Source organism: Hydrogenovibrio sp. JE_KL2 (assembly GCF_009296185.1).
Classification (GTDB): Bacteria; Pseudomonadota; Gammaproteobacteria; order Thiomicrospirales; family Thiomicrospiraceae; genus Hydrogenovibrio.
The window spans coordinates 296,018-310,996 of record NZ_WBJR01000003.1; the positions used below are offsets into that span (position 1 = coordinate 296,018).

General features: G+C 46.3%; 11 protein-coding genes and 1 pseudogene. 7 read left to right on the forward strand and 5 right to left on the reverse strand.

Annotation, left to right across the window (positions count from 1 at the left end; genetic code table 11):
* Entirely contained in the window at window positions 1-1,368 is a 1,368-nt protein-coding gene (gene chrA / locus F8R13_RS07395; RefSeq protein WP_152833120.1) for a chromate efflux transporter, read from the forward strand.
* A gap of 12 nt (window positions 1,369-1,380) precedes the next feature.
* Here the strand turns inward: chrA and F8R13_RS07400 are convergent, their stop codons facing one another.
* Together F8R13_RS07400 and F8R13_RS07405 are read right to left on the reverse strand one after the other, a co-directional pair.
* Entirely contained in the window at window positions 1,381-1,965 is a 585-nt protein-coding gene (locus F8R13_RS07400) for a DUF4136 domain-containing protein (RefSeq protein WP_152833122.1), read from the reverse strand.
* 128 nt (window positions 1,966-2,093) lie between these two features.
* On the reverse strand, window positions 2,094-2,978 hold the full coding sequence (locus F8R13_RS07405) for a DMT family transporter (RefSeq protein WP_152833124.1): 885 nt from the start codon (window positions 2,976-2,978) through the stop codon (window positions 2,094-2,096).
* A gap of 360 nt (window positions 2,979-3,338) precedes the next feature.
* Here F8R13_RS07405 and gshB point away from each other — a divergent pair, with 360 nt between their 5' ends.
* Window positions 3,339-4,367 carry a glutathione synthase gene (gene gshB, locus F8R13_RS07410; RefSeq protein ID WP_371414923.1) on the forward strand — a complete coding sequence of 343 codons (1,029 nt, stop codon included), beginning with the start codon at window positions 3,339-3,341 and terminating at the stop codon, window positions 4,365-4,367.
* The gene (locus F8R13_RS07415) at window positions 4,360-6,354 is read left to right on the forward strand and encodes a flavohemoglobin expression-modulating QEGLA motif protein (protein WP_152833126.1); all 1,995 of its coding nucleotides are present in this window, start codon (window positions 4,360-4,362) and stop codon (window positions 6,352-6,354) included. Before gshB ends, F8R13_RS07415 begins: the two co-directional genes overlap by 8 nt.
* A 74-nt stretch (window positions 6,355-6,428) precedes the next feature.
* On the opposite strand, the gene F8R13_RS07420 is transcribed toward F8R13_RS07415, so the two are convergent.
* Window positions 6,429-7,286, reverse strand: a complete 858-nt coding sequence (locus F8R13_RS07420; RefSeq protein ID WP_216642611.1) for a DUF5718 family protein — start codon at window positions 7,284-7,286, stop codon at window positions 6,429-6,431.
* A gap of 41 nt (window positions 7,287-7,327) precedes the next feature.
* Complete coding sequence (gene trxA / locus F8R13_RS07425; RefSeq protein WP_152833128.1) at window positions 7,328-8,191, reverse strand: thioredoxin; 864 nt, start codon at window positions 8,189-8,191, stop codon at window positions 7,328-7,330.
* 957 nt (window positions 8,192-9,148) lie between these two features.
* Between trxA and F8R13_RS07435 the strand changes: the two are divergent.
* Window positions 9,149-9,645, forward strand: a pseudogene (locus F8R13_RS07435) (GGDEF domain-containing protein); the annotation flags it as partial.
* 88 nt (window positions 9,646-9,733) lie between these two features.
* Here F8R13_RS07435 and mutS read toward each other — a convergent pair.
* The gene (gene mutS / locus F8R13_RS07440; RefSeq protein WP_152833134.1) at window positions 9,734-12,358 is read right to left on the reverse strand and encodes a DNA mismatch repair protein MutS; all 2,625 of its coding nucleotides are present in this window, start codon (window positions 12,356-12,358) and stop codon (window positions 9,734-9,736) included.
* Between the two features lie 242 nt (window positions 12,359-12,600).
* On the opposite strand from mutS, the gene F8R13_RS07445 reads away from it, so the two are divergent.
* The 3 genes from F8R13_RS07445 (at window position 12,601) to F8R13_RS07455 (ending at window position 14,939) form a co-directional block, all read left to right on the forward strand.
* Window positions 12,601-13,098: a CinA family protein gene (locus tag F8R13_RS07445; RefSeq protein WP_152833136.1), complete on the forward strand. Its 498-nt coding sequence runs from the start codon at window positions 12,601-12,603 to the stop codon at window positions 13,096-13,098.
* Window positions 13,099-13,392: 294 nt separating this feature from the next.
* Entirely contained in the window at window positions 13,393-14,430 is a 1,038-nt protein-coding gene (gene recA / locus F8R13_RS07450; RefSeq protein ID WP_152833138.1) for a recombinase RecA, read from the forward strand.
* 23 nt (window positions 14,431-14,453) lie between these two features.
* Window positions 14,454-14,939, forward strand: a complete 486-nt coding sequence (locus F8R13_RS07455) for a regulatory protein RecX (protein ID WP_253806386.1) — start codon at window positions 14,454-14,456, stop codon at window positions 14,937-14,939.
* Window positions 14,940-14,979: the final 40 nt, after the last annotated feature.

Here is a 14,979-nt window from a genome sequence, read left to right on the forward strand (position 1 = left end):
ATGTCACAACCTTCTCAATCTCCCGATCCTAAACCGATGATTCCTTTTCTGACGGCTTTGTTGTATTGGTTGAGGCTTGGATTCATCAGTTTTGGCGGACCAGCAGGGCAAATCAGTTTGATGCATCAAGAGTTGGTGGAAAGGCGTCGATGGATTTCGGAAAAGCGCTTTCTGAATGCATTGAACTACACCCTGTTACTTCCCGGGCCAGAGGCTCAACAGCTCGCAACTTACATGGGGTGGTTGATGCATGGCACAGTCGGTGGACTTGCTGCCGGACTGTTGTTTATCTTGCCGGCATTTTTCCTGTTGGTGTTGCTCAGTTGGGTTTATTTGACTTATGGTCACTTGGCTTGGATAACGGCTATTTTCTATGGCATCAAGCCTGCGGTTTTCGCCATTGTCGTGGTTGCCGTCTATCGCTTGGCAAGCCGTGTGTTGCATCATGCCGTTTTGTGGTGGCTGGCAATCGGCGCGTTTGTCGCCATCGCTGTTTTCAACTTACCTTTCCCTTTGATTATGTTGGCGGCGTTGAGCATTGCTTTGATGCTGAGCTTTGTTGCGCCTCGTGTTTTAGAGGCTAAGCCAGTTTCTGCATCAATGGGCGATAGTATGGAAAAGGCGCTGATAGATGATGATACGGTATTGGCGCACACCAAATTTCACTGGCGGAAACTGCTACATATCGTGTTACTGGGGGTCGCTATCTGGGCGTCAGCAATGGCGGGATTAATTGTATGGACTGGCGATGTCAATTCGGCGCTGGTGCAAATGGGATGGTTTTTCACCAAGGCTGCTTGGCTGACGTTTGGTGGCGCCTATGCAGTGTTGCCTTATGTTTATCAAGGGGCGGTAGAGCATTTCGCGTGGCTGACGGCACCGCAGATGATTGATGGGCTGGCATTGGGTGAAACAACGCCTGGGCCGTTAATCATGATTGTTACTTTTATTGGTTTTGTCGGCGGTTGGGGACAAGAAGCGCTACCAACCGTATCGCCATTTGTAAACGGGTTGTTGGCGGCAGGTGTGGTCACGTTTTTTAGTTTCTTGCCTTCTTTTCTGCTGATTTTGGCCGGCGCGCCTTTGGTGGAAGCCGGGCGTGAAAACGCCAAGCTAAAAGGGTTGTTGACGGCCATCAGTGCGGCATTGGTTGGTGTGATGATGAACCTTGCGGTCTTTTTCGGGTATCACGTTTTTTGGCCGCATGCCCCCAAAATGTTTGAAAACTTGGATGGTTGGCTGGCAATTGACCCCATCGCATTAGGCATCAGTGCGTTGGCGATAGGGTTGTTGTTTTGGAAGCAATGGGGCTTTATCCCGGTGATTCTGTTGAGTGCCGCATTAGGATTGGTCACATTGCTTTTTTGATGGTCTCAATCCTTATTTCTTCGGTGGATATTGAGCCATCAATTTTTGCACTATTTCATTCACGAGTTTGGTGGTTTCTTCTGGCGTTGAGTGATCTTCAAGCGGTGTAGAGCTGGTGCCGCGCCATAATAATTGACCTTTCAAACTGAGGATGTCTACCACCAATTGTCCTTCTTGATACTGCTCTACATCACTACCGGTTTGAAATCCAAAGCCAGTGTAGACTCCACCGCCCAAGCCGCTTCCGAAGCCGATAGAGGTTGTCACCGGGCTGGAACGAATTTTAGACACAGAGCTGATGTGGTAGGTGATGTAGGCATCAGCACCTTTATCAACGATTGATTGTCCTTTCAGATTTAATTCATGGACTAAAGCGGTCTCAATGCGTTTGGCAATCAGTGGATTGGTTTTTTCAAAGTCAGTCGCCTTTGGTTTGGTTTGCATATCAGCCGGTAGCCACTGGTAGCTGTGGAGCTGAGTGAAATCTGCTTTAGGGTCGTAATCCTGGCTGACCTGAATCATGGAGCAGCCTGACAGTAACAGTAATGAAGCGAAAAGCCCGCCGATAAATGAGGAACGCATGATCGTTTTATTCATGACTTTGTTTGCCTTGATTTAAAGTGAATTGAAATGGATGAATTCTATTTTAGCTTAATCATCTGCCGGAAAACCATGAATAAGCGTGGATAAAATCTGCCAGGTTGGGGTATGAGGTGATCTGACTACTATGCAACTCGCCGGGTAATCAGGTAGCCGCCAATCAAGATTGGGAAGACGCCAATCAATTGAGAAAGCGTCGGGGCTTGGTCAAGCACCCAGTAGGACAAGCCTATCGTCATCAAAGGCGCGAGTGCGAACAGTGCGTTGACCTTGGTGATGGGGAGTAAAAAAACCGCTTCTACCCAGAGAATCTTGGCAATGACGAATACTAAGGTGCCGATCAACACTAGCCAAATCCATTGGCTTTGGACGAGTTGCCAACTCGGTGACGGCTCGAAAATAACCGCCAGAAGATAAATGATGGGGAGCGCCAAAACGGAGCGTGTCAGCAAAATCGTTTCACTTGATACATGACGTCGCGCACGTTTTTGGTATAGGTTGACGAAAGGCGCGATAATCGCCGCCCCTAAAACCATGGCATCCCCAATGTGTAAGCTGAAGTGCTTCGGGAAAAGTACCAGAACCGCACCGAGAGTCATCAGGATGACGCCGAGCGTATGCGGAAGATTAAGGGTTTCTCCTTGGCGTCTTCCCAGAAGAAGATACGTGAACAGAATTTGCAAAAACAGGATGATGGCGACATTGTTGGCAGAGGTGTAGCGCAACCCGAGAAAAACCAGGGCGAATAAAGTCGTAATCAAAACGCTGATCATGAAAAGCGAGAAATAGGCTTCCTTATTGAAGATTTCATCTTGTCGTTTTCTGAACAACCACCAGAAAATTAGAGCGATAGAAGCGATGGCCAAGCTGTAAAAATAAGCATGCAATGCGCCCAGAGTTGTGACGGTAAAGGTGGCGAAAATCGGAAACCAGGCTTCGATAAAAGTCAGGCTTAAAGCGAAGAACTCTCCTTTTTTTTGAGGGCTGGTGTTCGCAAAGTCAAAGCGCATTACACAACCCTGCCAAGAGAAAGGGGCATCGGAAAGGCGAAGGATTTTCTATTTGTCGTCATGGGATTGTAGTGATAAGGTAAATGTACTAAAGCGTTAGTGACAAACTGGGTCAATCAGCTTGAAACTTAGTTGGAAATTTATAGTTTTCATTCTGCATGTAAAGCGCCTAAAGGCAAGTGAAATTCTGCTTGAATCAGGCAAGATGACAAATGGATGAAAATAAGTAAAAGACGCGATATTTCGCTTACCTTTTGAAACGCTTTCAGGTAATATCGCCACGATATTTTGAGCCCTGAAATAAAGGGGATTCAAGCTGGATTTTTAGACGGTCGATTCACAAATTGGAGGCAGTGCCACGTGAATATTCTATTTATTATGTACCCTTGGGAAAAAGTAGAACCGGAAACGGATTCCACCATACGCATGGTGCATGAATGTGTTTCCAGAGGACACACGGTGGCATTGGCAACGGTACACAACCTAACCATGCGTGAATCGACTGCCATGGCGTTTTGCCAGGTGTTCGATCAGCATGAACCGACACCGGCTAAAGTCGTCACTTTTTATAAGAAAGCGAAGTTCCGCAAGGTGAAATTACCCTTGGCGGGGTTCGATGCCATTATCATGCGTTCCAACCCGCCGCTGAATGTCACAGCCTTGAACTTCTTAGATTCGGTGCGTGACGATGTTTTTATCATGAATGATATTGACGGCTTGCGTATTGCCAACAATAAGCTATACACCAGTTCCTTTGATGACCCTGATAATCGTTTTATTCCTAAGACCTATGTGTCGAAAACCCCGGAATACCTTGAGTCGGTATTGAAAAATTCCGAGTCGGGCAAAATGATTATGAAACCGTTGGACGGTTACGGCGGTCATGGCGTCATCATGGTAGAAAAACAAGCCATCGCCAGTTTTTCATCGCTGTTGGATTTTTATATCAATAGCAGCGAAAAGGGCAATTACGTCATTTTGCAAGAGTATGTTGAAGGTGCGGATCAAGGCGATGTGCGTATCTTGATGCTGAACGGTCAACCAATCGGTGCCATGAAACGTGTGCCGGCAACGGGGGATTTGCGCTCCAATGTTCATGCTGGCGGTACGGTGCAAAAACACCATTTAACACAAACTGAAAAAGACCTTTGTCGATTGATTGGTCCAAAACTGGTACGTGACGGTTTGTACTTTGTGGGGATTGATGTCATTAACGGTAAGCTGATTGAAGTCAATGTTCTCAGCCCTGGCGGAATCATGCGTATCAACAAATTGAACCGCGTCAAACTGCAAACCAAAATTATCGATTTTGTCGAAGGTGTCGCCAAACGTAAACGCAATATCTCCGCTCGTAAAGCTGAGTTTTTAGAGGCAATGAAAGATGTTTGAATGGAGCGAAAAAGCTTGTTTAAAAGCCATAGATAAAGGCAAGTTGTTCCATGCTCGTGTAGAAAATCTGCTTGAAATCAAAATAGAAGACTACGGTTTTTTCATTTGCGCCGCCATTCATGACGGTCATCAACTTAGGGATGAGTTGATCGATTTGTGTGCGTTGAATGAGTCTGAACGCTTGTTTGAAGAAGACCCTTTTACAGGTGAGATGATTGCCTCCATGCCCATCACCATCACCGCATTAGATTCCCGCTATGAATACGACCTGAACCGTGCACCGGAAAACTGCGTGTATGAAGAAGCCTGGGGTAAACAGGTTTGGCAAACACCTTTGTCTGAAGACGTTAAACAACGTAGCTTGGAGAAGCACGCCTTGTTCTATCGTATTTTGGGTGCGCTGATTAAGAAAACCGAAAAACGCCACGGTAACTGTTTGGTGTATGACATGCATTCCTACAACTATCTGCGTATGGAAGGTCAAGAACCACCAGTTTTCAATATCGGTACCGAGCAGCTTGATTCGGTGCGTTGGGATAAAGTCATCCAGCACTGGAATCATTCATTGAACTCTATCGAGTTGCCGAATATTTCTTCTCGCTCAGCCATTAATGAAGTGTTCTGGGGGCGCGGTTATCTGGCGACTTTCGTTAAAAACAATTTCAAAAACACGCTAGCCTTGCCGACGGAAGTGAAAAAAGTCTTCATGGACGAACAAAGCGGCGAGCCTTATCCGATGGTGTTGGATACTTTGAAAGCCGAGCTGAAAGAACGCTTTTTGAACACGGCACTGTTTTTCGCCAAGCAGCATAAACCGAAGACGCCAAAACGTAAAACGCAAATGTTGTCGTCGGAAATCGACCCAAATGTTCAGAAGTTGGACATGAAGTTGCACCGCTTGTGCAAAGGCATCGAGACGCTAGCTTACATCAACCCGAAGAACATTGTGCGCGAGAAAAAGCGTTTCTTCGCCAAAGGCTATAATTATGAGCCGGACTTCACCTATCGTCAGTTGGAAATCAATCCGTTTGAGTTCCGCGAGAAGTTGTACAAGTTGCCGGAATCTTCCGTTAAGGACATCTCGATTCAGCAGATGTATCGTGACGTTATTGATGCTTACGCTACCAAGATTGACTTGCTCACGACTGTAGGCACCGACAAGTTCCTTTATAACTCTTTGCGTTATTATGGCGAGCCGAGTGATGAAGATATCGAGTTGGCGCATTTCCTACTCTATGCCAAACCGTTTGAAGAGTTTGCCGAGCGCAGTATTGACGCCAAGCAAGCCAAAGAGCGTTTCCTACATGCACTGGATGAATACAACATTCATTGTCATGTTGAAGTGACGGATAAGATCATTGCTTCCGCGATGGTCGACAACGGCAAGAGAACCATCCTCATCAACAAATCGATGCGAATGAATGATATGGAGTTGGACGCACTTATCCACCATGAGTTGGGTGTGCATATGGTGACGACTTATAACGCCAATAAACAGCAGTTAAAGGTCTTTAAACTTGGTTTGCCGGGCAATACTTACACGCAAGAAGGCTTGGCGATTTTGGCGGAGTTCATGACGGGTAATTTGAACCTACCGCGTCTGCAAACTTTGGCGTTGCGTGTGATTGCCGTGAACATGATGGTGAAGCACTATGACTTTTCATACACCTTCAAGGCATTGATCGACGATTATGGGTTGGATAAGGATGAGGCCTTCCGTTTGACTGCGCGTGTTTATCGCGGAGGTGGTTTCACTAAGGATTTCTTGTATCTGCGCGGGTTGAAGGATGCATTGCGCATCTATAAAAACCACAACCTGACGCCGCTGTATGTCGGTAAGACCAGTTTCCATTATTTGAATACCATCCAAGAGATGATTGAAAGAGGGATGGTTGCCGAGCCGACTTACTTGCCGATGTATCTGCAAAAAGATATGGGGGTGTTGCCGAATCCGATTTTGGAATATCTGTTGGCTTGCGGTGATTAGTCTTTAGCTAAATCTGGTTAACTAAAATCTGCCAGGTTGGGGTGTCTTTGTAGGCAACCCAACCTGGCATTTTTTTAAGCGGAAATGTCTTTCACCCATTGGTGCAAAAAGCAGCCTGACTCGAAAGGCTGGTTTGCATGGTGTGTGAAGTGTTCAATGACGTTGGCTTCATTGGTTTGCGTCGCGTCATAAACATACACGGCCAGTTCGTCTCCCGACTTCAAATAACCCGTCTCCCCAAAAGGCGTGTAGCGGGTCGCACCCAGTGTGACGATGATTTGGCTTGGGTAACCGATTGCCACCAGATAGCCATGTAGCGCTTCCAGAGGGCCAAAGTCCGGTTGGGTGTTAAGGGTTGACGTGATCCAGTTCAGCAGTTTCTCGTGAAAGTATTGGTAACCGACGACCGGGCTGTCGACACCATAGGCCAGCACCTCATTATCACGGCGAATCATGGATGCGATGTGGTAGTGGTCCAGCTTGCCGTTTTCCGAAAGATTATCTATCGCAATCCAGTCTTCGCCGATGCCGGTTGAAGAGGCACCCCAATTTTTCTTTTCGCTGATTTTGTGCGCATTGGGCCTGCGAATGGAGCAGTCATTAAATGCAGTGAAAGCTTTTGGCATCAAACTGTGGACTTGATTGTTTTGATACTCAACGTCCAATAACAAGCAAACTTCCGGCTCCAGTTGCAGGTTTTGCATCTGCGAAAAGTCGGCAACCAACGCATCGGAAGAAAGTGGAAAGGTTCCCACAAAAGAGTCAAACCCCGGAAGATAGATGGGAAACATACCTTTCGGAGCATGTACCTCAGCGGTTTCCACGTTGACGAAATCAGCATCTTCACCGGCCTGTGATAAATGTTCGGCAAAGTTACCGGCGATACCAAATACTGGCAGTTGTTTGAGTGTTTCTGTTGAGAGTTGAATCATGTATCTGTCTTTGAGTTCTTAAAGTCCGTTATCGTCAGTCATTAAAACATTAAGTTTTGAAGTTTGCGGCGGTAGGCTTTGACCAGCTCAGGATGGTCTTGTTGCAGCAGCTCGAAAACCTCAATCAAGGTTTTTTGTGCAAGGTTATCGCCATAGCTTCTGTCCACCATGAAGAGTTTGAGAAGTGCTTGCATGGCACTTTCAGGATTGTTGTTCAACATCAAATAACCGGAAAGCCCATAGAGTGCTTCGCAGTCGTTTTGGTCTGCGGCCAAGCGAGCTTGAATCTCTTCCAGACTACCGACTTCGGCAACGATTTTGGTAAATTTAAACAATGCCATGAGAGATTTCCCATCTTGGGATTCTTTGGCTTCGTCCGGTAATTTATCCAGTAGGTTTTGCGCTTGTTCCAAATGTCCGCTTTGGAAATACATTTTGCAGAGATCCAAATGGACGCGGAAGTTATTGGGGTTGGCTTTTGAGGCTTCACCCAAGAGCTGGATGGCTTGGTCGTATTGGCCTTGTGCAAACGCATCATGCGCCTGGAGTCTGAGCTCTTCTGACGGGTCGGCTTTGAGGTAGGGTTGTAAGGCTGTTTGGAAAGCGCTGACAGGCTGTGCGCCTTGTAGCTCTTCGACAATTTGGCCTTGATGGTAGATTTTAAATGACGGAATGCTGCGGATTTGAAATTGATTCGCCAGCTCGGTTTGCTCTTCAGTGTTGATTTTTGCGAGGATAAAACGTCCCGCTAAATCATTGGCGAGTTTTTCCAGCACTGGCATAATCTGTTTACAAGGCCCGCACCAAGGCGCCCAAAAGTCTACCAAAACAGGCACATGCATAGAGTTTTGCACGACCATTTGTTCAAAATTTTCTTGTGTGATGTCAATAATCATCGCTTGCATAATATTTCTCTCCCCAACGGTTTAGGTGGGTCTTCTATTTTATGGTGAAATCATGGTCAAAATTAAATGAGCAAATATTAATGTAATTGCGCATGAAATGGAATTTTTTGCGGTTTTCAGGTGTCTTGACTTCATATGGTTGAAAGACATGCTTCAAAGTCTAAGTAAAAAATCATAGACACATTTATCGAGCTTCTTCATAATGAAAGTCGTATAGCCTCAACGTCGAGACTTTTTTCCTTGAAGTTTTATAGGGCTATGGTCATGTGGCAATTGGATATTCGGAAACTCGAAAATAACATTACGATACGTTATGTTATTGCCATCAGTTTGATTGCGTTTCTCTCAACGATAGCTTACTACGCCTTTCAGTCAGCACTTTCCCGCTCTTACGATACGGCATTAATTGTCAATATTTCCGGTCGTCAACGCATGTTGAGTCAGCATATTGCGCTTGATGCTCACCGATTGTATCTTAAACGATTCGACCATCTGGATAAATGTCAGCATTCGGCTGTTTTTCTGATGAACGCGTTGGAAAAAAATGCCCAGGAGATGGCTTTGACGAATCAACGTCTGTCTATCGGTCATATCAGAAATGAAGAGTTTGAGATGCTTTCTCCTCCCATTTACGAGATGTATTTTGGAAAAATGAACTTGGCGAAGCGCGTTGACGACTATGTTGCTCTTGCTCGGGTGTTGGAGACAGAAAATGATAAGGTTGCCGCACGAGAGGTGTTAAGCAAAATCAATGGTGTGTCTGAAAGCTTGCTACATGACCTGAATTTGGTGGTTCATCAATACCAGAAAGAGGGTGAGCAAAAGCTCGCTAGAGTGAAGCAGATAGAATGGTTTAACTGGATTTTGACACTCATCGTACTGATTCTGGAAGTGGTATTTATCTTCAGGCCAATGGTCAGAAAAATTGTTCAACTTACCAAGTCCGAAGCGCAGACCATGGTGTCTTTACAGGAGTTGGTGGCATTACGAACTTCTCATTTGGAAGAGGCGAACTCTAAACTGGAAAAACTGGCGCAACATGATGCATTGACTGGTTTGCTGAACCGGTTGAACATGGAAGAAGATATCGAAAATGCTATCAATGATTATCACAGCCAACAGATTCCATTTGCGATTTTGATGTTTGATGTCGATTGGTTTAAGCGGGTAAACGACAACTATGGACATGATGTCGGTGATATGGTGTTGATCGAGGTCGCGAAGCGACTGAAAAAGGCGTCAGATATGATGACAAGGTATACCGAGCAGGGGGGGAGGAGTTTGTGATTTTGCTCAGTCGAGCGCCAATGGAAAACAGTCTGTCGAAAGCTATGGATATTTTAAAAGCCGTCGAAGAGCATCCTTTCCCGGTTGATGGCGAACAACTGAAGCTGACGTTGAGCGGCGGTTTATACCATTCTGATTTATGTCCGCCTGTTGATGTTAAAGGCGTGTTGAAACAAGTGGATATCGCCCTTTATGATTCCAAAAACCAAGGGCGAAATCGCCTGACGCAAGTTAAAGACTGTAACGACTGTTAACCTACTTGTCCGACAGAAGCTTTTTCAGCTCGTAGAGCGTTTCCAAAGCCATTTTTGGCGTCATTTCATCTGGATGGCAGTTTTGTAACTGCTCTATGATATTTTCTGTAGCAGGATCTGGCGCATAGGCGAACATATCGACTTGTGCATGCGGTGAACTGCTTGCTGATTGTGCTACAGGCGCGTTGACCAAGGTTTGGTTTTCCAAGCGTGCGAGCTGCTGTTTTGCAATATCAATAACGGGCTTGGGAACTCCCGCCAAAGCCGCTACCTGCAAGCCATAGCTTTGGGAAGCTGGACCTTCTTGTACCTGATGCAGGAAAACGATTTTGTCCTGATATTCGACGGCATCCAAATGAATGTTGATGACATTGTCATATTGTTCATTCAAAGTGGTAAGTTCAAAGTAGTGGGTGGCGAACAGGCAGTAGCCTTTGATTTTACCCGCCATTTGTTCCGCTATCGCCCAAGCCAATGCCAAACCATCGAAAGTTGAAGTGCCTCGACCGACTTCATCCATCAATATCAGTGAGTTTTCTGTGGCATGGTGCAGGATGTTGGCGGTTTCCGTCATTTCCACCATGAAAGTCGAGCGCCCGGAAGTCAGGTCGTCTGATGCACCGATACGTGTGAAAATACGGTCAATTGGCCCCAACCTGGCAGATTCTGCGGGGACATAAGAACCCATGTAGGCCAAGATAGCAATGAGCGCCGTTTGACGCATGAAGGTGGATTTCCCGCCCATGTTCGGCCCGGTGATGATTTGTAAGCGGCGCTGCTCGTCAAAACAAGTGTCGTTGGGAATAAACGGTTGTGAAGACAGGGCTTCAACTGTCAAGTGTCGGCCTTTGATGATGCTGATTTCCGGCGCGTCGGTCAGTTGTGGGCGATTGAGGTTTAAAGCGTTTGCCTGACGAGCTAAGTTCACCAAGACATCGATTTCAGCCAAAGCGCCTGCCGTTGCCTGTAAAGGACGCAACTCGGCATTGATGGTTTCCAACAATTGTTGGTACAGCCATTTCTCTCTGGCAAGTGCTTTTTCGTTTGCACTCAGCACCTTGTCTTCAAACGTTTTGAGTTCCGGGGTGATATAACGTTCCTGTCCCTTGAGGGTTTGGCGTCGCTGGTAGTCCATCGGCACTTTGTCTGCTTGCAGTTTGCTGACTTCAATGTAATAGCCATGCACGCGGTTGTAGCCGACTTTCAATGTTGATATCCCGGTACGTTCCTTTTCGCGTTCTTCCAGTGCCAGCAGGTAATCGCCTGCTTGAGTTTTGAGGTTGCGCAGCTCATCAAGCTCAGCATCATAACCTTCGGCAAATACGCCGCCGTCTCGCATCAGCATTGGTGGAGATTCAACCAACGCCTTATCCAAGGTATCGGCTAAGTCTGGATAGAGCCCGAGTGTTTTAGCAAGAGATTGCCACCTGTCGGCAGACTGTTCGGCCAGTAATGTTTGTAGCTCAGGCAATTGTAAGAGGGATCGACCGAGGTGCAATAAATCTCTCGGGCGCGCAGAGTAAAGCGATACTCGGCTGAGAATACGCTCAAGATCGCCAATCGGTTTGAGCAGCTCACGAAATGCATCAATTTGGTAGCTGGTCAATAAGGATTCGATAGCGTCCAGCCTTGCATTCAACTTAGCTTGATCTCTCAGCGGTTGGTTGATCCAACGTTTGAGCAAACGGCTACCCATGGCGGTTGCCGTTTTGTCGAGAATGGCAAACAGGGTGTTGTGAGTGCCGCCGCTGAGGTTGGTATCCAGCTCAAGGTTGCGGCGACTGTTGGCATCCAGAATCAGGGTGTCGTCTTGCTGATAGGTATGTAAACTTTGCACATGTGCCAAGTCGTTTTGCAGCATGGATTGAGCATATTGGATAATGCCACCGGCTGCAGCAATCAATGCTGGCAAATCATTACAGCCAAAAGCCACCAAGTCTTTGGTGCCGAACTGTTTTAGCAGCCGTTTACGCGAGCTTTCCGGTTCAAAATGCCAAGCAGGAAAATCTACCAGGTTGGGTCTGTTACGAACGGTTTCCGGCAGGTTTTGCTTAAACAAGGGATCGTCAGGCAGGATGATTTCCGCAGGTTTCAGGCGTTCCACTTCGGAGCTGAGAGCTTCTTGATCGGCAACCATGGTGCCTTCAAATCGACCACTGGCGACATCAAGGTAAACCAAACCATATTGAGCGTCATTTGCCGTTTCACTCTGGACAATCGCGCACAGTAAATTCTCTGCCTTGTCTTCAAGCAAAGCGTCTTCTACCAAGGTGCCAGGCGTGATGATGCGTACTACCTTGCGTTCAACAGGGCCCTTAGAGGTTGCCGGGTCGCCCACTTGCTCGCAGATAGCGACTGATTCACCCAGTTTGACCAGTTTCGCCAAATAACCGTCCGCCGAGTGATGGGGAATTCCCGCCATAGGAATCGGTTCGCCGCCGGATTTGCCTCTAGCTGTCAAGGTGATATCGAGCAACTCAGAAGCCTTTTTGGCATCTTCATGGAAGAGTTCATAAAAATCGCCCATCCGATAAAACAGCAGGTGATTCGGGTGCTCGGCTTTGACTGCCAAGTATTGCTGCATCATGGGGGTGTGGGTGGTTTCGGATTTGGTTTTTTTGGTCATGTTGTCGGGAGATTTAGAGTCGTGTTTCGGAAAATTCCGTCGTGTAAAAATGGTTAACAAAACGATTAGAGGATGATTTTACCGTTTTAAAGGTTTTTTTGCAGTTTTGACGGAATTTGATTTTGTCGAAGCTGTCAAAAAAATGCAAAAAAAGGTATCCTAGTCAAACTTGAGTTGTTTCGCCTTTTTGAATGGTGGGGGATTCGAACTCAAATGTATTAAAATCAAAAGGAGCCTCTTTCATGAGTGATCGTTCTCAATTATTTAGCTTGGTTTCCGAGGTGGGTGAAGCCTTGAAAAGCCATGAAAAAATGATTGTGACTGCGGAGTCGTGTACCGGCGGATTGATTGCCGAAGCCTTGACTTCGATCGCAGGCAGTACCGCATGGTTCGATCGAGCTTATGTGACTTATAGCTATGAAGCTAAGAGGGAGATGCTTGGCGTCAAAGAAACGACCATTATGAAGAAAGGGGCGGTCAGCCAAGAGTGCGTGGAAGAAATGGTGCTGGGCGCATTACAGCAGTCCCATGCCAAGGTGGCGGTTGCCTGTAGCGGCATTGCCGGACCTGGAGGCGGAACGCCAGATAAACCGGTAGGCACGGTTTGGATTTCTTGGGCGATACAAGGTCATGACAAATTGATTTCAAAAGAATTTCATTTTGATGGTGATCGCGATGCCGTGAGAAGCCAGTGTACTGTCGAAGCTTTAAAAGGTGTTTTAGACCTTTTGAACGAATAATTTCTGCCCGCACTCAGGCGGGCGCAAACCTTATCTCTCCTTCTGAAAACCCTCTTTTTGCACTAAAAAACAGAACATTTCTTTCTTGTTGATAACCGGCTCTGATTTCCTTTCAATACCGTTTAATGAGAAATACACAAAAAACCCCAGCTAACCTCAAAAATTAAGTGCTTAAATCCTTAAATTATGGGATAATTTTCGGCTAAAATTTGCGCTCGTTTTTGAGGGTTTTTCTCTCCATGGGAACAGCGCCAATCTCCGAAATGCTAACCAATCAAAAGTAGGAAAAGTTCAATGGATGAAAACAAAAAGAAAGCTCTTGAAGCGGCCTTAGGTCAAATTGAAAAGCAATTTGGTAAAGGTTCAATCATGAGGATGGGCGATCAAAGTGTTGCTCGTGACATTGAAGCGATTTCAACCGGTTCTTTGGGATTGGATATTGCATTGGGTATTGGCGGTTTGCCACGCGGTCGTATCGTTGAGATTTACGGACCGGAATCTTCTGGTAAGACAACATTGACGCTGCACGTCATTGCAGAGATGCAAAAGACGGGTGGAACAGCAGCGTTTGTGGACGCCGAGCATGCGCTTGACCCTATCTATGCTGAAAAGTTGGGTGTTGATCTGGATAACCTATTGGTTTCTCAGCCGGATACCGGTGAACAGGCTTTGGAAATTACCGATTCATTGGTGCGTTCCGGTGCAGTTGATGTGGTGGTGGTCGACTCGGTAGCGGCTTTGACGCCTAAGGCGGAAATTGAAGGTGAGATGGGTGATTCCCATATGGGTCTGCAGGCACGTTTGATGTCTCAGGCGTTGCGTAAGTTGACGGCAAATATCAAGCGTACGAATACCTTGGTTATTTTCATCAACCAGATCCGTATGAAGATCGGTGTGATGTTTGGTAATCCTGAAACCACGACGGGTGGTAACGCATTGAAATTCTATTCTTCAGTACGTTTGGATATCCGTCGAATCGGTGCCATCAAAAAAGGTGAAGAGATTTTAGGAAACGAGACGCGCGTCAAAGTTGTGAAAAACAAAGTGGCGCCGCCGTTCAAGCAGGTTGAGTTCGATATCCTATATGGCGAAGGGATTTCTCGTGAAGGTGAGATTATCGACCTTGGTGTCAAAGAGAAATTGATTGAGAAAGCCGGTGCCTGGTATAGCTATCAAGGGCAAAAAATCGGACAAGGTAAGGATAACGTCCGTCAGTATTTGAAAGAGAATCCTGAGATTAACGAAACCTTACAAGCACAAATTAAAGAAAAACTGATGCCGGCGAAGAAAGATGCGAAAGCCGCTGACGTTGAAGTAGATAGCGAAGCCTAAGTTTTTAGCCGAGTTTCACTATCTTGTTTTCGCTTGAAACCGCCTCTGCCGAAGAGATTGATTTAGTCAAGCAAATGGAGGCTAGGGCGGTTTATTTACTGGCCATGCGAGAGCATGGTTCCAAAGAGCTGAAGCGAAAACTCAAGGAAAAATTTCCCGAGACTGAAAATCGACCCAACCTGGTCGATTTTGTCATTCTGACTTGCCAAAAAAACGGTTGGTTGTCAGATGAGCGTTTTGTTGAGATCAGTGTGCGGCAAGGGATTGAAAAAGGGCATGGCCCTTATAAAATTCGCCAGACATTGCAGCAACGCACCGACGCATCGGATTTGATAGAAATGTATTTGGAAATGGATGATTCCGATTGGGCTGAAATCGCTAAAGCCGCTTTGGAAAAGAAATACGGCGACGCTATCAAGCCAAAAGAAATGAAGGAGCAAGCGCGTAGAATGCGCTTTCTACAAAGTCGTGGGTTTAGCCAATCGCAGATATGGAAAGCAATGCGATAACGAAATCGACGACGAATACAAAATTTGAATTAATGAGTAA